Annotated in this window: 13 protein-coding genes; 1 reads left to right on the forward strand and 12 read right to left on the reverse strand. The window is 58.3% G+C overall.

The features are described 5' to 3' along the window. The 8 genes from FBR05_06665 to FBR05_06700 all read right to left on the reverse strand — a co-directional run. Positions 1 to 171: hypothetical protein (locus FBR05_06665; protein MDL1871870.1), on the reverse strand; the 171-nt coding region annotated here is incomplete at its 3' end. 126 nt (positions 172 to 297) lie between these two features. Further along, the gene (locus tag FBR05_06670) at positions 298 to 1,149 is read right to left on the reverse strand and encodes a hypothetical protein (protein MDL1871871.1); all 852 of its coding nucleotides are present in this window, start codon (positions 1,147 to 1,149) and stop codon (positions 298 to 300) included. A gap of 46 nt (positions 1,150 to 1,195) precedes the next feature. Continuing rightward, complete coding sequence (locus tag FBR05_06675; GenBank protein ID MDL1871872.1) at positions 1,196 to 2,671, reverse strand: SAM-dependent DNA methyltransferase; 1,476 nt, start codon at positions 2,669 to 2,671, stop codon at positions 1,196 to 1,198. 3 nt (positions 2,672 to 2,674) lie between these two features. Beyond that, positions 2,675 to 4,108 carry a hypothetical protein gene (locus tag FBR05_06680; protein ID MDL1871873.1) on the reverse strand — a complete coding sequence of 478 codons (1,434 nt, stop codon included), beginning with the start codon at positions 4,106 to 4,108 and terminating at the stop codon, positions 2,675 to 2,677. Between the two features lie 45 nt (positions 4,109 to 4,153). After that, positions 4,154 to 5,410, reverse strand: a complete 1,257-nt coding sequence (locus FBR05_06685; protein ID MDL1871874.1) for a hypothetical protein — start codon at positions 5,408 to 5,410, stop codon at positions 4,154 to 4,156. Further along, the gene (locus FBR05_06690; GenBank protein MDL1871875.1) at positions 5,388 to 6,506 is read right to left on the reverse strand and encodes a DUF1016 domain-containing protein; all 1,119 of its coding nucleotides are present in this window, start codon (positions 6,504 to 6,506) and stop codon (positions 5,388 to 5,390) included. The genes FBR05_06685 and FBR05_06690 overlap by 23 nt, the downstream gene beginning before the upstream one ends. Next, positions 6,487 to 9,255, reverse strand: a complete 2,769-nt coding sequence (locus FBR05_06695) for a DEAD/DEAH box helicase (GenBank protein ID MDL1871876.1) — start codon at positions 9,253 to 9,255, stop codon at positions 6,487 to 6,489. Before FBR05_06695 ends, FBR05_06690 begins: the two co-directional genes overlap by 20 nt. 474 nt (positions 9,256 to 9,729) lie before the next feature. Next, positions 9,730 to 11,193, reverse strand: coding sequence for an ATP-binding protein (locus FBR05_06700; GenBank protein MDL1871877.1), 1,464 nt, complete (start codon positions 11,191 to 11,193; stop codon positions 9,730 to 9,732). Between the two features lie 77 nt (positions 11,194 to 11,270). Here FBR05_06700 and FBR05_06705 point away from each other — a divergent pair, with 77 nt between their 5' ends. After that, entirely contained in the window at positions 11,271 to 12,113 is an 843-nt protein-coding gene (locus FBR05_06705; protein MDL1871878.1) for an amidohydrolase, read from the forward strand. A 6-nt stretch (positions 12,114 to 12,119) separates the two neighbouring features. Here FBR05_06705 and FBR05_06710 read toward each other — a convergent pair whose 3' ends face one another. From FBR05_06710 to FBR05_06725, 4 genes are all read right to left on the reverse strand, one after another. Next, the gene (locus tag FBR05_06710; protein MDL1871879.1) at positions 12,120 to 15,407 is read right to left on the reverse strand and encodes a carboxypeptidase regulatory-like domain-containing protein; all 3,288 of its coding nucleotides are present in this window, start codon (positions 15,405 to 15,407) and stop codon (positions 12,120 to 12,122) included. 129 nt (positions 15,408 to 15,536) lie between these two features. Continuing rightward, the gene (locus FBR05_06715) at positions 15,537 to 16,769 is read right to left on the reverse strand and encodes a HEAT repeat domain-containing protein (GenBank protein ID MDL1871880.1); all 1,233 of its coding nucleotides are present in this window, start codon (positions 16,767 to 16,769) and stop codon (positions 15,537 to 15,539) included. 185 nt (positions 16,770 to 16,954) lie between these two features. Then, positions 16,955 to 17,419 carry an Hsp20/alpha crystallin family protein gene (locus FBR05_06720; protein MDL1871881.1) on the reverse strand — a complete coding sequence of 155 codons (465 nt, stop codon included), beginning with the start codon at positions 17,417 to 17,419 and terminating at the stop codon, positions 16,955 to 16,957. Positions 17,420 to 17,604: 185 nt separating this feature from the next. Then, positions 17,605 to 19,860: a hypothetical protein gene (locus FBR05_06725; protein ID MDL1871882.1), complete on the reverse strand. Its 2,256-nt coding sequence runs from the start codon at positions 19,858 to 19,860 to the stop codon at positions 17,605 to 17,607. Between the last annotated feature and the right edge of the window lie 56 nt (positions 19,861 to 19,916).

The following is a 19,916-nucleotide window of genomic DNA, read 5'->3' on the forward strand; positions in this document are numbered from 1 at the left end:
CTGGGCCAGGTGCTTCTTGAGGCAGGCCTTGAGCTCGCCGTCGGCGATTTTTTCGTTTTTGCAGTATTTTTCGATGTCGGGATGGCAGGCGCCCGGATCGAAGGCCTGTGCGGCGGGGGCAAAGAGCGCGAGGGTGACGGCGGACAAAACGAAGACTGCGGCCTGTTTCATCGGAACCTCCTTGTGGGGGGGAAGCGAGGGTTATTTTCTGCGAAGTCCGGGAAAATGCAAGCGGAAAGAAGGGTGAGTATATCGCCGATAGTTGTGGGGTCCACAGTAAGCGCGGGGAGAAGGATTCTAGGGCAGCCAAAGCTGCGCGCGTTCGACGAGCTTGGAGATCCAGGTGCCCAGGGCGCCGCCGCAGTGGCTGTTACAGGCGGGGTCGGTAAAGAAGCCGCTGTCGGCCTTGAGCTTCGGATCGCCGATGCGGTCGATCAGGCCCTGGCCGTGGTAATCGCCCTCGGGATTGCCGGAGCAATTCAGGCTGAAGACGGGGATCTTCAAGTTTTTGGCCTCGTAATCCCCGGTCGCACCGCAGGCGGCCAAGAGGCCCCGCGTGTCCGCGAGCGGGGTATTGTTCATGGAGATGTTGGTGAGCAGCGAATAGGAGGCGTAGGAAACGCCGCCGGTGAGGACGCGCCCGCGGCTGAGGCCGCCGCCGACGGAGGCGATGACGGCGTCGGCGACCTGGCTCATGTCGGCGGCTAGCATCTCACTGTTGCGATTCCAGGAGGCCCCGCCGTCGTTGGGCACCAAGGGCGGCTGGTCGCGATAGGCGACGATCGCGGCGACGTAGCCGAGCTTCGCCAGCTCGCCGGCCACGCTGTTCTCGAGGGCGCCGTCGAGGCTGCCGGTGGCGGGGTCGTTCTCGTCGTTGCCGGCGCCGAAGAGGACCAGGCCCTTGCGGTTGGCGGCGTTGGCTTCGGGTTGCAGGTAGAGCTTGTAGGTAAGCTGGCCGGTTTTTTCGATGCGGTTGACGGCCGCGCCCGGCGCGGCGGGCGCATTTTCGGGCGCTTGCGGGGCCTTCGACTCGCCGCCGGAGCCCGCGCCGGCGGCCCCCTCGGGGTTGTTGGAGGAGCTGCAACCGCCAAGCAGCAGCCACATCGCGGTGCCCGTGAAGAGAAACAGCCTGGTCAGTCGCGGCAGCATCAAAAAATTGTCGGCCTTAAGCTATAGATTGTCAAGGCAAGCAAAGTTATCCAGGCCTTCTTTCGCGGCCCAAATCCTCGGAAATCAATGAAAACTGCTCCAAGGCGGCCTCGAGATCCGTAACGATCTCTTGGGCGATGACTTCGGGGGCCGGGAGGTTGGCGGATTCTTCGAGGCTCTCGTCCTTGAGCCAAAAGATATCCAGGTTGATTTTATCCCGTTTGAGGAGATCCTCGTAGGTGAAGGCCTTGAAGCGTTCCTTTTCCTTCCTTTGGCGGCGATTTTTGACGTTGTAGCAGGCCACGAATTCGTCCAGATGGGAACGCTTGAGCGGATTTTCCTTGAGGGTGAAATGCAGGTTCGTGCGCAGGTCGTAGATCCATAGCTTTTGGGTCCAGGGCTTTTCGCCCGCTTCCTTCCGGTCGAAAAACAGGACATTGGCCTTGACCCCTTGGGCGTAGAAAAGCCCGGTCGGCAGACGCAACAGGGTGTGCACGTCGCATTCATGGAGGAGCTTTCGGCGTATCGTCTCGCCGGCCCCGCCTTCAAAGAGGACGTTGTCGGGCACCACCACCGCCGCACGGCCGTTGATCTTGAGCAGGGATTTGACGTGCTGCAAGAAATTCAACTGTTTGTTGGAGGTGGTGGCCCAAAAGTCCGTTCGCTCATAGCTGTCCTTCTCTTTGGAGACCTTGCCCTCCTCTCCCACGATCGTGATGCTGCTTTTCTTTCCGAAGGGCGGATTGGTCAGGACGATGTCGAAACGCTCGCTGGGCTCGGCGGCGAGGGAATCTACCACTGCAATGGGCTCGTAGTCCTGGCTGCCGATGCCGTGAAGGAGCAGATTCATCGCGCAGAGCCGCGCCACGCTTTGCACGAGCTCGAAGCCCTTGAAGGTGTTTTCTTTTAGCTTCCTCTTCTCCGCCTTGGACAGGTTGGGATTTTTGGCCACCAAGTAGTCATGAGCCGCCAGGAGAAAACCCCCGGTGCCGCAGGCGGGGTCGCAGATGGTCTCGTTGGGACGCGGCTGAATGACCTCCACGATCCCCTGGATCAGGGCGCGCGGCGTGAAGTACTGCCCGGCCCCCGACTTTGTGTCTTGGGCGTTCTTCTCCAAGAGCCCTTCGTAGGCATCGCCCTTCACGTCGGCGCTCAAAGAAGACCAGTTTTCCTTGTCGATCAGGTCGACGATCAGGCGACGCAGCTTGGCGGGGTCTTGGATTTTATTCTGGGCCTTGTTGAAGATCAGCCCAAGCAGGCCCTTTTCGTTGCCCAGAATTTCAAGGGCATGGCGGTAGTGATCGAAGAGGTCGTCGCCGTCTCTCTTTAATAGGGAGGGCCAGTTGAATTTTGCGGGGATGGGGCTCGGCTGATTATATGGCGATTTCGTCCGTTCGTCGGACATCTTGAGGAAGAGCAAATAAGTGAGTTGCTCGACGTAGTCGCCGTAGGAGAGGCCGTCGTCGCGGAGTGTGTTGCAGTAGTTCCAGAGTTTTTGGGTAATTTGCGTAGTGGAAGTCATGTTTTACAATCTACTGGCTGATTCCTTAATTTGCCCATCAATAAAGACTATTTCTGATGCTGGCAATTTATGTTCAGTTTGTTCATTTTTAAGCTTAATTAATTGTTCATCCTTTTTCCCCATTCGGCCGACATCAATAACGATATAAATCCCTTTCATGGACTTTTCCGCCAACCTATAGGCTTCGAGTTGCTTGGTGTATCCTGGCAACAATTTTGGGTTATCGGACAATTTAACTTCTACTAGCACCCTATTTTCATATCCCTGTGAAAATTTGAAATCTATCTCCCCTGTTCCAGTGTCAATTTCGGGGCTTACATCTAAATTATTTGCCTGACAGTAACTGTCGGCAACGGCAAAGAATATTCGCTGAACAGATTTTTCGCCTCGTTTTTTGCCTTTGTGCCATAGCTCGCGGGAAAGACCCCTTGCTTCTATCAGGTGCTGAAATTGCTGTATTATCTTCAGAACAATTCCATATACTTCATCTAAATTTAGCACTCTTGGTTTTTTTAGATTTAAAGGGAATTTGACGGCAATAGATTCGCGGATATTCCGCCAAGTAAATATACCTTCCGGGTCTTCTTTAACATTATAGGGAGTAGGTTGTACTTCATGAATAAGATCCAGAACTGTTTCAAATGACTCTTGAGTTTCCAAAGCTTTTTGCCGAATCTCTTCCTTTTGTTTTCTAGTTTTTGCCAACCAGATTTCCGCAATTAACTCATTAACCCTTTCTCTTAGGCCCGCATTTTTATGCGCAGCATCACACACTTCAGACCAATCATTAGCTATCGGAAGGTCTCTCAGGATATCCATTGGCACAAGTATCACAGGAGTAAGTGTTGATTCCGTCGGATTGCGAGGTAAATTAACCGTAATTCCATTAATTACAAATGTCTGATTTGGAATTTTTAATTTTTTTATTATCCTTTCATTAAAACTTAATAAGTCTCGCAGAATAATATTTGTCGTCATGTCACTAATTAGATCTGGACCGACATTTTCCTCCAATAAAGGTAGTGACCAAAAAAGGTCTGGATCTGTTATACCTAAATCTATTATCTCTTTAGCTGTTGCAGTTATTTTAGATGTTAATCTGGGGCCAAAACCATTTCCGCTAATGGATGCAGCACCATAACCTAAACAGGTCCCTTTTATTTCCCTAAAAAGTAATTTTTTATATGCCGCTCTCCAAGGAGCATCATTTTCCTTCTTAGAGGCTGCTAGTAATTTAATTATAGTAGAAAAATATTCTCGGTAAGTTTTATCAGCCTTTTTTAATTCAGGGTGCCGACTTAGTTTCAGAAGGAGAGGATCAATAAACAGCTTTGCATCGACATTAAGAGTGGGATCCAAAACTCCAAGAGAATAAAGTTTTTTATCTGAGATTTTAAAAGCCCGTGAAAATTGTATTGGATTTTTAATTTTTCCCATTACTCAGCCTGCTCATTTTGAATTAAACTAATTTCGAAAGCAGGATTAACTTTGCTCACCCATGAATGCCGATTGAAGAATTGCTTGTCTTAATCGATTTGCTCGTTTCATGTTGACGACATATAATGCCTCCAATTCCTCAATGACACTCAAACGCCTATCAACTTCCGCAACAATCCTTTTCTGTTCGATTAATGAAGGCAGCGACAATTCGATTGAACCGATTTGGGATTGACTTATTGAGGCCATCCCTACGACTTGCTGTGCATTCCTACTAAAGTGAATCGGGCCATAAACACTCATCACAAAACCTATAAATCTATAATCTGCCAAATCATGCTTAAGACGGATTCGAATGTTCTTACTTTCAAATACACATTTTTCTATTCCAGGTAGGATGGGGGCACTTTTCCCGACCAATTCACGACTATTCACCCGATTTACTAGCAAGTCACCAGACAGGAGTTGATATTCATCAATCTCCTTAGAGCTGAGATTCATTCGCTTTATGTCTTTCCAAACAATCTTTCCATTCTCAATATTATACATCCTTAGGCATGCGACTCCGCGTTCAGCATATGAGCTGCGAGGTTTATATATACCATTCTTCATTGACCCGATTACTTCTTTGAGCTGAACTTTTTTCCATTTTGTAACGTCTGACTCGACTAGGCGGCCTTCGCAGGCGGCTTTGAGGACGGCGGCTCGGTAGCGCTTGAGGTTGGATTGAGCTCGTTTGAGGGCCGCGATTCCTGCATCTAGGCGGGTGAATTGTTTTTCGATTTCCTCAACTATCCTAACCTGGCCATAAGGTGGAGCAACTGGGATAATATGTGATTTCAGGTCCTTTCCATTGATCGCTTCAAAAGTAGAACCAGTTGCTTTTTCGGTCAAAAAATCTACTGTCGCACGAAGTGCATAAAGTAAATATTTGGAAGGCATCCCTTCTTTAGGCCGAATGGCCGCCAGCCCTCGACCTATGCAGGCCCGAGAAGGACTAAGATTGGTTGGACCAACTGGGGCCCTAACCGAAATAAGCACATCATCTGGTTCTGCAATTTTTTTTGGCTTGGAACACCATTTAATTGGAGTCGGGTAAAGATCTCCAAACTCGGCTTTACCCTGGAAAAAGGGAAGGCCTTCTTGCTCTAAATTATAAGTCTCTCCAGGCGGAGATTGACCTAAAATCACCTCTCCTATTTCATCGAGACGCGCATTTTTCCAATAGCCACAAACATCCATTTTCATGTTGCTATTAATAACCAATCCTAATTTTTGTTTACTTGGCATTTTTTTGAACAAATAATTTATTTCTTTTCTTATTGACCTTTAATACCTGATTTCTTCCAATTACTTTCATTTTTCCCGGCTCCGCCAATAAGTAAAACTCATGCAACTTCCTCTGCAACAACCTCTTCTCCGGCAACTTCGTCTGATACTCCGCAATCAAGGCCGGCGAGAGCGAACGGCTCAGCGCGTACTCCACCACCTCCGTATCCTTGGTCGCGCACAGCAAGACCCCGATCGAGGGCTTCTCGTGGGGCTTGCGGACGTCGCGATCCAGGGCCTCCAGGTAAAACTCCAGCTTGCCCAGGTATTCCGGCTTGAACTCGTCGATCTTCAGCTCGATCGCCACCAGGCAATTTAGGCCGCGATGAAAGAAGAGCAGGTCCAAGGCGTAATCCTTCTTTCCCACTTGGAGGCGAACCTGCTCCCCCACGAAGGCGAAATCTGCCCCCAACTCCGTGAGAAACTGCCTTAAATTAGAAACCAGGGCACCCTCTAATTCTTGCTCGGAATGACCGTCTGGAAGGTCCAGAAAATCAAGCAGATAGCTGTCTTTGAAGACATTGGTGGCCCCGGGGTGCAATTGTCTCACCACCGGTGACACTTTTGGCGGCGACAAGACCGCCCGCTCGAACAAGGCTCCCGCGAGCTGCCGTTCCAGATCCCGTTTTCCCCAACCTTCGCGCAGAGAAAGTCTTAAATAAAATTCCCGCTCCTCGGGCCGCTTGCAACGGCTCAAAATGAGCAGGTTGTGTGTCCAGGGCAATTGTGTCACCAGTGGTGACACTTTTTTATCGTGTCGGTAGGTCTCGAAGAACTGCCGCATCCGAAAGAGATTTCGCCGGGTAAACCCTTTGATCTCGGGATGGCATTTCGCGATAAAGGCCGCTAGGTTGTCGACTACCCCCTCGCCCCAAGCCGCCGTCTCGATCTTGCGACTGATGTACTCGCCGACCCTCCAGTAGAGATCGATGAGTTCCGTATTCACCGCCTGCAAGGCCCGGCGCTTGGAGGCCTGGATCATCGCGACGACTTCCTCGAAACCCTCCGCTTTGACGGCCTTCGCTTTCTTGGGAGCCGCTTTCACAGTTTTAAGCCGCGAGCGTTTCATTCAACTCCTCCAGGATGACATTCAGCTTATCGCCAAAGACCTCATGCACCTTCCCCAGACCGCCTTGCTGGGCAAAGGGCGCGTAATCGAAGTCTTCCGCCTCGATGCTGACGTTGGCGGCAATGTGGTCGCGGATCATCTCCAGCCAGCGCCGTTGCTCGTCGGTGAATCGGGCGCCGTTTTTCTCCTGCGCCCCCAGCCAGGCCTTGAAGTTGGCCTGGACCCTTTCGGGAAAGGGAACCAATTCGTTTTCTTGATGGCTGGCATAGCGGACCAAGGAGACCAAGTCACTCAAGATGTGATGGGCGCCGGCGCCCCTTACCTTGGATTTTTCCAGGGCGGCATAGGCTTCCCATAACTTGTCCTGGGTCCAATGATGGGGCGGACGCCGGATGATCTCGGCCAATTCCTCGATATCTTGGAAGCGCAGGCGAACGCGGTATGGCTTGCTGTAGAGGACCTGCAGGGCGGTGATCTCGTCCTTGTGCTCTTGGAGGAATCGCTCGAAGGATTGGACCGTGTCTTTGGCGCGTTCCAAGGCCTCGGCATTGAACCCCGCCTCCAAGACCCGGTCCTTGCTGACCGTGTCGATCACCTGCTCGCTCTCCCGCTTCAACTCGATCAAGAGGTCCCTCAGGTCGGGATTGTGAAATGGCCGAAGCGCAGCCCGCAAGGCCGCACCGGGCTCGGCTGGGGCCTGCCCGGGCGCCGACTCGGCTTGCCGGTCGGGATCGATGCCGGCCAAGAGATCCGAGGCCAATTCCCCGAGCCCTCTTCCCCCGGTCGCCTTCTCGACCTTGGCCTGGTCCCGGGCCGGAAGGCTTTTGGCCAACCGTGCCAGGCGGCCCGCCAAGGAAGAGACGACCTCTTCTTCGGTGTTGCCCAGCGCCACGGCCTGGAGCAGCTTCTCGAAACTGACGTTGGGGCGCTTTTCGAGGGGCCGAGATTCGGTCTTATCCTGTTCGCAAACACCGACCGCGTCGACAATGACGAAGTGATCCTTGACCTTCGCGTCCGGGGTGACGCCGCGCAGGGTGTCTTGGTCCACCACCCGCACGCCGCGACCCTTCATCTGCTCGAAAAAGCTCCGCGATTTCACCGAACGCATGAACAAGACGATCTCCAAGGGTTTGATATCCGTGCCGGTGGCGATCATGTCCACGGTCACCGCGATGCGCGGGAAATAGCTGTTCCGAAACTCGGCGATCAGCTCCTCGGGTTTGCGCCCCGTCGTGCGATAGGTGATCTTTTGCGCAAACTCGTTACCCTTGCCGAACTCCTCCCGGACGATCTTCACGATGTCCTCGGCATGGCTGTCATCCTTCGCGAAGATGAGGGTCTTGGGGACCTCGGTGCGCCCCGGAAAGATCTCGGTGAATAGGCGGTCGCGGAAGGTGCGAATGACGGTTCTAATTTGATCTACCGCCACGACGTCGCGGTCCAATTGATTGGCCTGGTAGGCCAGGTCCTCGTCCAACTGTTCCCAGCGTACCTGGCGGGTCTCACGGTGCCTTTTGTCCACGTAAACGCCCGCCTCGACCCTGGCCCCGCCGGAGGTGATCTCTGTGTGGATGCGATAGACGTCGTAATTGACATTGACCCCGTCGGCCACCGCCTGCTCATGCCCGTATTCCATCACCAGGTTTTGGTTGAAAAATCCCAAGGTCTGCATGCTGGGGGTGGCCGTCAGGCCAACGAGCGAGGCGTCGAAATATTCCAAGACCTGGCGCCACAGATTGTAAATCGAGCGATGGCACTCGTCGGTGACGATGATATCGAAGGTCTCGATGGGGATCTTGGGGTTGTACTCGACGGGGACGGGCTCTTTAAAAAGACGGGTGTGGTCGAAAAGGGATTCTTCCTCCAGGGACTCGTCCAGCTCTTCCCCCTTTAACAAGGAGAACATACGCTGAATGGTGCTGATGCAGACCCGCGCCGATTTATCCAATTGATTGGAACTCATCCGCTGCACGATGAATTCTTCTGTGAATTTAAAATTATTGTAGGGCGAGAGGTATTGCTGGAATTCTTTATGGGTCTGGCGGCCCAAATTGCCTCGATCCACCAAGAAAAGAATGCGCCGGGCGCCGGCGAATTTAATCAAGCGATAGAGAATGCTGATGGCCGTAAAGGTCTTGCCGCTGCCGGTGGCCATTTGAATCAAGGACCGGGGGTGATTTTGGGCCAGGGATTTTTCTAAGTTTTTAATGGCCCGAATTTGAGGGGGCCAAAGCCCCGTTTCAATTAACGGAGGCATATGGTTCATGCGCGCCAGGAAGGTCTTGCCTTGCTTGAGGTACTCCGGTCCCGTTTCGGCATGAAGGCTCAAGCCCTCTTCCAACCAAAGGGCCAAAGTTTCCGGACGATGAAAGGCAAAGACCGGCCGTGACCGGGCCTCGGGATCCAGACCGTTGGTAAAGCGGGTCTCGATTCCCGTGCTTTGGTAGGCGAAGGGTAAGGGCCTTGCCCAAGCGGGCAAAGAAGCCCAAACACCCTTGGTATATTTGTCGGATTGGATCTCCACCCCGGTGAGCGTGGCGCCCGCGGCCTTGGCCTCGATGACCCCGGCCGCCTTGCCGTCGACATACAACATGTAATCCGCCGTGCCATGCCCGGGATTCAGGCCGAATTCCGTGATCGCAACCCCGCGGTGGGAGGCGATGTCCGCGTGACGCATGTCCGTAACAACCCAGCCGGCCTGGGTCAAAAGCTTGTCGATGGTTTCTCGAGCTTGGTCTTCGGGTTTCATGGTATGGAATCAAGAGTATCCAACAGGGTAATGTTTTGGTAACGACCGATTTGTGCAAGTGTTCCTTGCACGATTTCGGGGTTCCGCCAGGCGCCGGCGAACGCCCGCATATACTTGAGATTTCGCTAACTTAAGTCCCTTCATATCGGGATATGCCGTCCCCAGGTCGCTGGATACCGACGTTTTTCCTCGAAGCCGACAATGGCGCCGCCATGGGAGGACTTTTCCTTTTTGGTCCTTTTTCTTGGAGGCATTCAGTCCCTCTTTGGATTTCTAAAACGTAAAATGATGTTCTGAGAGTTTGCAGCCCGACAAGGTCGCGCCAGAGCACGATCTTGTCGTATCGGCCCATGAGAAAACCCTGGTCCCTTACCCGGAAACCCTGGCGGGCTGATTCATTCGAATTGAGGGAGTTATCCTAATTCCGAGTCCACAATTGGGCAACCGAATCTTTGCCGTAGACCACCCCGAAGCTCATGTCGCCCAGCCCCGCATCCACCTCCGCCCCTGGATATGCCCCAACAAGTAAGTAAACAAGAATGCCGGTATTTTGAACACCCTCCCCTTCTCCAAAACCCCGTAGTCGGCGGAATTCTTGGTGATCAAAAAGGCTTGCCTGAGCTTCTTCTCCTGATGCAGCAACTCGGCCAGGCCCTCTTTCGCTTCCAGCTCGGGGCGCTCGCGATACTTGACCTCGCAGGCCATGCGGCCTCCGTCCGGAAATTCCAGCACCAAGTCCACCTCTTTTTCCCCACGCGGGCTGCGCCAATAGCCGAAACGCGGACGCTCCGGATAATAGAAATTATGCAGATGCTTGTAGATGCAAGACTCCATCACCGCGCCCAATTCCGTCTCGTTGGTAAACAGGCCCTCGCCCCGCAGCAACACCGCGTTCCGCAGACTGGGATCGGCGATGTAGACCTTGGGCCGCGGCTTCAAAGCCTTCTTGCCCTGCAACAAAAAGGGCGGCAGTCGATAAATCAAATGCGCGTCCTCCAGGCGTTGCAGGTGGTTTTCCACCGTCGCCGCGGAGGTCTCGAGGGCGCTTGCCAGCTTGCTCTTCTCCACGATGGCTCCCGAGTTGAAACATAGATAGACGAAGATCTGGTCCAGCTCGCCCAGGCTGCGCGCGCCGTAAAGATGAGCCATGTCCCGCTTGAGGGCCTTGTCGATCACGTCCTCCCTCAGCAAGCGCTGGGCCATGTCCAAAGGAATGCCTTCGGAGACGAAGGCCGGAAAGCCGCCCTGCAGCAAATAATGGTTAAACTCCAAGGGCAAATGCAGACAGGCCGACAAGACCGCCTCGCGCTGCCGGGCGTCGCCCGCGGCCAGCCCCGAAATAGTAAGGTCCGCGGGCAAGGCAGGCGCGGGAATATTCCTGAGATGGACATATTCGTAAAAGGACAACGTCGACACCGGCACCGACACCCAACGCCCGGCTGCCGATTCGTTGCGCCCCGAGTCGCGAATCAAGACCGCGGCCGAACCCGTCGCCACCACCTTCGTCCGGGGGTACCGCTGCAGAAGCGTCATCAAGGCCCGAGTCCATTGCGCTGTGTAGTGGATTTCGTCGAGCAGGATCACCGTCTCTTCCGAGATGGCCTCGACGTTTTTTTCATAAAGCCCCAGCAGGTCGTGCAGCTTGGCCGGCGCCAAAGCCAAGTCTTCGAAAGTGATGTAGAGCACCTTCCGCGGGGAAGTGCCGCGACGAATGGCCTCTTCGGCGACTTGGTGAAGCACCACCGTTTTCCCCACGCGCCGTGCGCCCTCCAGTACGATGGCCCGGTGAATTTCGGGGTTTTGTAAAAAGGATTGGACCTCGTAAAATGGCAGTCGGCGGAATGGCCTGGCGAGGTCTGGGGGTACCGTGCCCGTTTGCCACCAGCGATTTTGGCGTCTAAGTACTTCTAATAATTGAGATTCGGAAATAAGTGTCATAAATACAAAATATAATTATCATATTAGCAATGTATATTGATATCATATTTTGCAATTACGATAAACCGTAAAAAAACATGCCCCTCATCGACTTCCATACCCACTTCTTCCCCGACCGCCTGATGGACGCGCTTTGGCGCTGGTTCGAGGCGCACGCCTGGCCCATCGAGTACAAGCAGTACGCCGATGAGGCCGTCGCCACGCTGAAGGCCCACGGCGTCACGCGCGCCGTGTCGCTGCACTACCCGCACCAACCCGGCATGGCCGAGTCGCTCAACGAGTGGGCGCGGCGCCTGGGCGAAAAATATCCCGACTTCATCGTCCCCTTCGGCAGCCTCCATCCCGACGACCGCGACAAAGAAAATATCCTGCGCACCTGTTTCGAGCGCTACGGCTTCCAGGGCCTCAAGTTTCACTGCCACGTGCAAAAATTCGCGCCCGAAGACCCCCGCATGGCGCCCGTCTACGAACTTAGCCAAGCCCTCGACCGCGTCGTCCTCATCCACTGCGGCAACGGGCCGCACTTCAAGGAGAAGCCCACCCGCGGCTACGGCTACGACGTCACCGCGCTCAGCGGCGCGGACCGCTTCGAGAAAGTCATCCGCAAATACCCCAAGCTGCGCTTCGTCGTGCCTCATCTCGGCTTCGAGGAGATGGACCGCTTCGTTGGCATGCTGAAGGACTATCCCAATCTGCACCTCGACACGACTATGGCGATCGGCGGCTTCTTTCCCAATCCCATTAAACGCGAGTGGTTTTCAGAAAACGCCGACCGGCTGATCTTCGGGACCGACTTCCCCAACATCCCCTACCCCTGGGACCGGGAAAGATCGGCCTTGCTGAAGATGAATTTAGGGGAGGAAGCGGAAAACAAGATCCTCTACGGCAACGCCGCCGCACTCCTGGGACTGGAATCTTGATAAGACCTAATTGGAATTCGCCAAGGGCGACTGCCCATCGCGGATGTGTTTCGCCTCGAAGCCGTTGCCGTCGACGTCGACGAACATCGGGTTGCTGAAGGCGAAGGCCCGGATGCCGCCGATCTGCGCCGGATTGGCGTCGAGAATGTCGAGGAAGCTGGCCGGCGCCACGCTGCTGCTGGCCCCGCGCGTCACGTAGGGGAAGAGCGAGCGCACGCCGTTGCTGCCGCGCACCACCACCACGACCCAGGTGTCCTCGGAGAAATTGAAGCTCTTCGAGAGCGTCGCGCGCCGCACGCCGCCCGCGACCGTCTGGTTGATCGCGGCGTCGCCCGAGGCGCCCCGCGCGAACTGGAAGAGCGGCGTCATCAGGTACTTCTGCGTATGCGTGCCCGAGACCTCGTGGTATTCCCGCGTCGAGAGGTCCGTCACGCCCGTCATGTCGTCCTTCGCGGGCAGCGGCACCGTGTTGGCGAAGACGTCGACCCGGTCCCAATCGAAGAACTCGTTGCTGGCGATTTCCAATTCGAGGGTCACCTCGCCCGAGCCCTGCAGGGTGCCTCCCACCGTCACGCCGCCCGGATTGGAGGCGGAAATCAATTTAGGCCGGATAAAGATGCCGTTGCTGCAGATGCTGCGGTGCGCGTTGACGTTGACCGCGATCTCCTCGGGCGAGATCGCCTGGAAGGAAGACCCGATCCCGTCGCGCGGGTCCGTCGACGACATCACGTAATTGCGCGGCGCGCCGAGCGGCTCGCGGATCTGCGTGTGGCTGTCGCTGTTGGTGGTCGCGGTGCGGATCACGCCCAGGTTGAGCAGGTTGAAATAAACCGGCAGGGCGCTCTGCATCAGGTGATCGAGGGTGTCGGGATAGGCCCCGATGGTCAGCTCGATGCCGGTGAAGGCCATCGAGACCGCGCCGCTGGTGCCCAAGGGATAGGGCCCCTGGAAGCCGCCCGCCTCGTTGGTATTGGCGGGCATCCGAAATTTCACGGGGTCGGCGAAGCTGGACAGGGGCTGGACGTCGTCGAAGGCCACCGAGGTCACCAGACCCGCGATCGCGAAGTTTCCGGTCGCCTTGTCCATGATGTGGTTGATCTGCATCACCTGCGTGCCCGCGTATTTTTCATCCACGCCCTTGATGATCTCTTCCATCGTCTGGACTCGATCCTTGTCCGGGTTGATGACGTCGTCGGTGTCGACGTAGGTGTAGTCGTAGGCCCCGCCCGTCGTCGAGGACGGATCGGGCGTCAAGGGGAAGACGCCCAAGTGCCCAAAGGCCAGCGGCGTGATCTCGTCGCCGGCGATCGAGGTCATCAGATGGCCCACGCCCAGCTGCTCGATCACGGGGCCGTAGTCCGTGACGTAGTCGTGGTCGCTGGAAACCAAGATATCCATGCCCTCGGCCAAGCCGTTGAAGACCCGCGACTCCAGACTCCAGACCGAGTCGGCGCTCTTGATGCCGTGCAGGTGAAAGTCGGCCGCGACGAAGCCGGAGGTGTCGAGCACCTTCTTAAGCTCGGCGTTGACCGCAACCGAGCCGCCCGGCGGCACGGTGACGCGCTGCTTGTGGACGGAATACTCGGGGCCGCGGGTGACGTATATCTCGTACTCGCCCGGCTCGAGGCGGAATTGGTTGCCGCCGATCAGGCGGTGGTGGCCGCGGGGGGCGAGGTTGCCGCTGGGATCGACGTAGAGCAGGTCGACAATGCCGTAGGGCTTTTCCTCGAGGTTGACGTCGGAATAAAGCCCGAAGTTGGGCGGCTGGCCGTAAGGATGGGTCGGGCTGGGCTCGAAGCCGACGATCGTCACGCGGGCGGGGATCGGAGCGCCGTCCTCCGTCGCGCTGACGCTCACGCTGCCGGTCTCGCCCAGGCTGCAGACAACGCCGGTGACCGTGTTGGTCCCCGCGTCCAGCGATCCGCCGCTGCACTTGCCGGCCTTAGGGCCGCCGGCGAAGACGTAGCCTTCTTTATAGACGTGGATCGTATAGGTGCCCGAGCCGAACATCTTGTCCTTCACGTCGCGGCCGCTGGAGAGGTCGGCCGAGAAATTCCCCTGCTCGTCGGAGAAGGCCACCGTCACCGGGACGTGGTTGGCGGGCTCGGGGTCGGAGGTGTCGATCGCGACCACGCGGGCCTTGGCCACCGGATCGCCGCCGGCGTCCTTCACGACGCCGCTCAGGCGCAGCTTCGAGACGCCCAGCGCCTGGAAGCCGCCGTCGATGACGCTCGCCGCGTCGCCCTTGCCGACGACGAAGTAGCGGGTGATGGTGCGGCTGCCCGGCTCGATCGTGAAATTGACCTTCACGTCGCCCTCGCCGCCGTTGAGCGGCAGCACCTGCAAGAGGCCCTCGCCCAGCACGACCGGCGTGACGCCCGAGACGGTCAGGGCCGTCGAGGTGTGCAGGGTGCCGTCGTCCTTCATGAACTGCATCGGATTGTAGAAATAACCGTAGCTGACGCCGACGTTCTCCTCCATCGCCTGGTACACCATCGCGGCGATCGGGTCGATCTGGGCGCCGCGGACGAAGCCTTTCCGCGGGACGAAGGGCTCGAGGGTACCGGAGCCGTTCAGCCAGTCGCCCACCGGCATCTTCAGCGGCGTCTCGCCGTCGTTCTGAAAGCGGGTCTCGATGATGACGTAGTTGGCGTCGGACTTAAGCGTGTACTCGGTGACGATGATCGGATTGAGCCCCTTCAGCTCGGGGACGTTCTTGAAGGGGTTGAAGATGTCGTCGAAGCGCGTCGAAAAGTAGAGGTCGGCGCCGACGAAGATCTTCGCGAAGGGCGTAATGATGTTGGTCTGGATGTAGTCGTAGACGTCGAGGATGCCGGTCGCGCGCACGACCACGGGGCCGTTGGCGAAGTCGGCGTTGATAATCTCGAGGCGCTGGTAGTTGACCGTCCAGGAGAGGTTGACCAGCGGAAACATCGTGCCGAACTGATCTTTGCCGCCCTCGGCGCTGGGCCGGAACAGGTCGGCGTCGATGATGTTGCCGCCGAAGAGGCCGACGCCGGTGTTGCGGGTGGGCTTTTGCAGGATGATGCGGATCTTGTCGTTCTGCAGGAGGATGTCGCCGTCGCGCCCCTGCGCGAGCGGGCCGCCGAAGAGAAACTTGCCGTCGTTGACGATGCCGGCGCCGCGAAAGCTGTCGGGCGTGCCGCTCACGCTGGGTCCGAAGACGCCGCCCTCGAGGTCGAAGCCGCCGCCCCCGCCACCGCAAGAAAGCAGGGCCGCAAGGCAGCCCGCCAGTGTCGTGATTTTTCCGATGCGTTGGATATTCCCGAACATGAAGCGCTGACTCCTGCCATACCCCTGGCTGGTTTATGATGAAAATCCCCCGGTGGCCCGGTTAAGCCGCAACCCTGATAATTCCAAGGATTTTATCGGTTTAAATCGGGTTTCGTTGCCTGGGGATTTTCAGGGCTTCTGCCCGGTCCCGGTCTCCCCGTAAAAGTGTTGATTTTGCTCCCAAACTCCTCCGTGATGGTCGCGGTGATAGCGGTGGCCGATCGCCTCCCGGGCCCGTGGGTCGGGGCTCTCGCTCAGCATTAAAAATGCCGCGGCGCGTAACGGCGCCTGGGGGCTGTCGAGCAGGGGGATGACGAGCGGAACCGCCTGGCTGCTGCCCATGCGGCCCAGGGCGAGGATGGTCTCGGCACGGAGGGGGACCTCGCCCGCCCCGAGGTTTTTAAGGAGGAGAGCCTCATAGGCCGGATTTTTATGCTCCGCCATCTGCCGCAGCGCGGATTTTTTCACATCCATGGAAAAGGGTCCGGCGAGGACGCCGGAGAGGAAGGCCTCGGCCGCCGCGTTCTTTTGCGGGACGATCAAGGCCAGGGCCTGGGATTTTTCGGCGTCGCCGGCGCGGCGAAAGTCTTCGGCCAGGCGCTCGACCGGGCGGGGGGCGCCCAATTTTTCCAGGGCGCGGACGGCGGCCCACTTCGCGGGCGAGGGCGGATCGTCGGCGAGCTGCTTCAAGCCTTCGAGCGCGGCGGCGTTGCCGGAATTTTCCAGGGCACGGACCAGGGCGATTTTTGCGGTGTCCTGTAGGGGCCGTTCGCGAACGGCCCCTACAAGGGCCGCGACGTCTACGGCTGAGAAATCCGGCTTGGACCTCTCTCCCAATTTCACCGCGGCGTCGTTGGCGATCCTCGCATCCTCTCCGACCAAGGCCTGCAAGAGCAAGGCGCCGCGCGCCGCGGGCGCGGCCGCGAGATAGGCCTTGGCGACGGTGACGGCCGCCTTCGGCTTTGCGACGACCCCGCTCTTCCCGCCCAGGACTCGGTATTCGTAGCCCTGCCGCCGCGCCTCTTGATAGGCGGTGTAGCCCGGCAAGGGACCGAGGAAGACCAAAAATTCCCCCTCGGCCGGAAGCAGGGCCGGAGCGCCGGGCGTCAGGGGCTCGTCCAGGACGAGGAGGCGATCCACCCCCTCACCTTTTAGCACCTCGACCACTTTCAATTGGTAGAGGAAAAATCCTTGCCCCACCTTCGGCGCTTGAGCGGATTTGAGCGAGACGCGGCCCACCCAGGAGGCGACCTCCAGCATGGAGAAAAAATTTTTCGGGTCCGCGTCTTGCAGTTGAGCCCGCCCGCTTGCGGGGAGGAGGTTCAGGATCAGACCAAGGGCGATAAGGAATCTCTTTTGCATCGCAATCAGAATACCATGCCCGCCCCTTCCCTCCAACGAGGTAAAAAAAAGGGACGGCTTACGGGGAGCCGCCCCTTCTCATTCTACCCCCTCCTTGCCGGTTTAGGCTCTCAGGAGGATCCAAATATAAAAAAGGGGACGGCCCGCATCTTCCGTGACGACGGGCCGTCCCCGTATTTCGAACCTTAGCTGACTTCGACCTTGATCTCCTTCGGCTTGGCCTCGGGCTTCTTGGGGATGACCAGCTCGAGGACACCGTCCTTCATCTTCGCCTGGATCTTTTCGGAATCCACGGTGTTGGGCAGCGTGAAGGAACGGAGGAAGCTGCCATAGCTGCGTTCGAGGCGATAGTAGTTGTCTTTCTTCTCCTCGTTCTCGAACTTGCGCTCGCCGCGCAGTGAAAGCACGCCCTCGCGGACGTTGATCTTCACGTCCTCCTTCTTCAGGCCGGGCAGCTCGGCGTGGATGCGCAGGGCCTCGGCGTCTTCATAGACGTCGACCGCGGGCGTCCACTCGGCGGCCGCGTCGGCCTCCTCCGGCGTCGCGCGGCTCAAGCCCCAAAAGAGGCGGTTGAATTCCTCCGGGAGATTCCAGATGTCCCGGAAGGGGTTGGTTTCCCGAAACGGGCGATAGACTTGCAGGCGTGTCATAACATCGACCTCCTTGAAACAAGAAACTAAAGGGATTTTAAGATCTTTCGCGCCTTGTTTCCGGCGCTGTTCCTGAGATGGGGTCGATGCGGGCGATGTCAAGGGGCGAGTCCTGACAAGCATTCAGGAGGGGTAAGATCGGGAATGCGTCGGCGAAGCGCTGGAGCGACCGATAGGCAACCGGTTCAATCCCCGTCGGATTCGGCAGTCGTGCGATCCGCGGGCTCGAGTTGGCGGTCAATCTCTTCCAAGAGAGTCCTGGGATGCAGGTGACGCAGCCAGGTACCTCCGTCCTTCAGGTAAGGCTGGACGCCTTCCAGGCGCGCCCGCAGCGTGGGCGGCACCGCGGCGGGTCCCGGCGGGGCTTCACGCTCGTGAAAGATCTCTTGGAATTTCTCGGCGTAGTCGAGGGCGAGGCGGTGATCCCAAAGCATCGGGATCTCCTCTTCCTTCTCGCGAAGGTGCCGCAAATAGGCGTTGGCAATGTCGATCTCTTCGCCGTCGTTAAAGTTCTTCAGCTCCGCCTCGAGGCGCCGGATCCGCGCTTCCAGGGAGAAATCCAAGGCCGACTCCCCGCCGTCCCGCGCCTTGTTCAGCTCGCGGATCTTCTGGCGAAGCTTCTGCTTTTCCTCGGCCGCCCGCTGGTCCATGAATTCCTTCATGCCCTTGAGCAGGATCCGGCCCTTGCCGAGCCAATCGAGGTGCTCGGCCAGTTGCGGCGCGCGGCCCGCCAGGGACTGGTGAATCGCGACCGCGGCCTCAACGCGCCTCTCCGGCGCCCGCAGCGGCATCAACCAGGTCAACACGACGACGGCGTTGAGGGCGCGGTCCAAATCTTCATAGCGCAGCGCCTGCTTGGCCCGGAAGGCGAGGCGCTCCACGCCGTCCCTATCCAAGGACCCGGCGGTCTCGCGGAGGATGCGCAGGGCCAGGTGCTTGTGATGGTCGCCGATCTCGGTGAGCTGATCCCAGATTTTTTCCATGCTGGCCAGGCGCTGGTTCGGCTCCAGCTTGGGAATCGCGACGCGAAGGAAATTGTAGGCCTCGACGGCGATCTCTTCCTCGTTGGCCCGGCGGTAGTCCTTGGATTCCAGCAAATAACGCTCGGCCTTTTGCACCTGGACCGAAAGCTTCTCCGCCGGCGTCGCCTCCAGCTGGGCGCGAAAGCCCGACAGCTCGGCGATGCGGCCGCGCGGCGCAACATAGTGACTTCGAATCTTGTGAGCGCCCCAGGCCAGCAAACCGCCGACGACTGCCGTGGAGAGCCAGGTCATCGCGACGGAAGTAGGGTCGGAGGCCTGAGGGCCCGAGCCCGTGCCTTGCGCGAAGGCGAGCCGCTCCGGCAGGAAGGCCGCCAGCCCCGCGGCGGAGGCGGCCAGGCGGCCGTAGGTCGCGCGCAGGTCGCGTCCCGCGGCGAAATTCGCGCGCGGCGCCTGCGCTTGCGGCATCGAGCCCTGCAAGAGGGCGAGGCCCGTCCTGAATTCCATCTCCCGCTGAAAGCTCGCGAAGCGGGGCCCCAGGGCGTAGTGCCCCAGCCGCGCGCCGACGCCTAGGCTGAACATCGAGGCGAGCGTGTCGGTGACCGTCGTCGCGCCGTCGACGCGGGGACGCAGGCCCAGGCCCTCCTCCGCCTTGTGGGCGCTCATCAGGCCCGCGAACATGGCCCCCTGCGAGAGCAGGGGCTGCGAATACTTGGCGAGACCGGAGAAACGCATCGCGGCCCCGGCCTCGTGCAGGCCGTGCAGGCGGGCGAAGCCCTGCTGCCCGGCGAAGGCGAAGGTCTTGAGGAAACCCAAGGTGATCGCGGCGCTCGCAAACTCGTGGCCGAGCCCGGGTTGGGGCGTGTTTCCGTCCGAGCCGATTTGTCGCAGGACGCGCGAGCTGAGCGCGAAGGTCGGGACCTCGGCGGCAAAGCCCACGGTGGACGCCGCGAGGCGGGCGCCGAAACCCTGCGTATACCAGGCCCCGCGGGCGCCGCCGGCCAGGCGTCCCAAGGCGGCGGTCCGCGCCAGGCCGTAGACGGCCGTGCCGGCCAACATCGGGACGATCATCTTGGGATCGGAGGCATCCTTGGTGAAGCGCTTGAGGAGGAATTCGAAGCGGGGGCTGAAGGCGCCCTTGCCGAGGATGGCGTTCAGCCGGTTTTCGGCGTCGACCCGTAGGGGCTGTTCGCGAACGGCCCCTACGGCGGCGGCATAAACCCTGCCGGCGGCATCAAATTTTTCGGCGTTCTCTAAACTTCCCCCAAAGGCCAGCAATCCCCGCCAAAACAGCCCCTCGTCGCTCTCCCGCGCCAGGGCGGAGAGCTGGGCCCGCTGGCCCTCGCTGAGCCGCGCGCCGATCCCCTCGGGTCCCTCCAAGAGGGCCGACACCACCGCCGGCGCGGAAAAGACCCCCGGCGCGGCCGGATCGGCCGCCCGCGGTGGGCGCGAGGCATTCAAAATGGATGCTAAAGTGTCCCCCATAGCCGAGAGCTATCCTGCGAAAAAATAAGGGG

The organism is Deltaproteobacteria bacterium PRO3, assembly GCA_030263375.1.
GTDB lineage: Bacteria > UBA10199 > UBA10199 > DSSB01 > DSSB01 > DSSB01.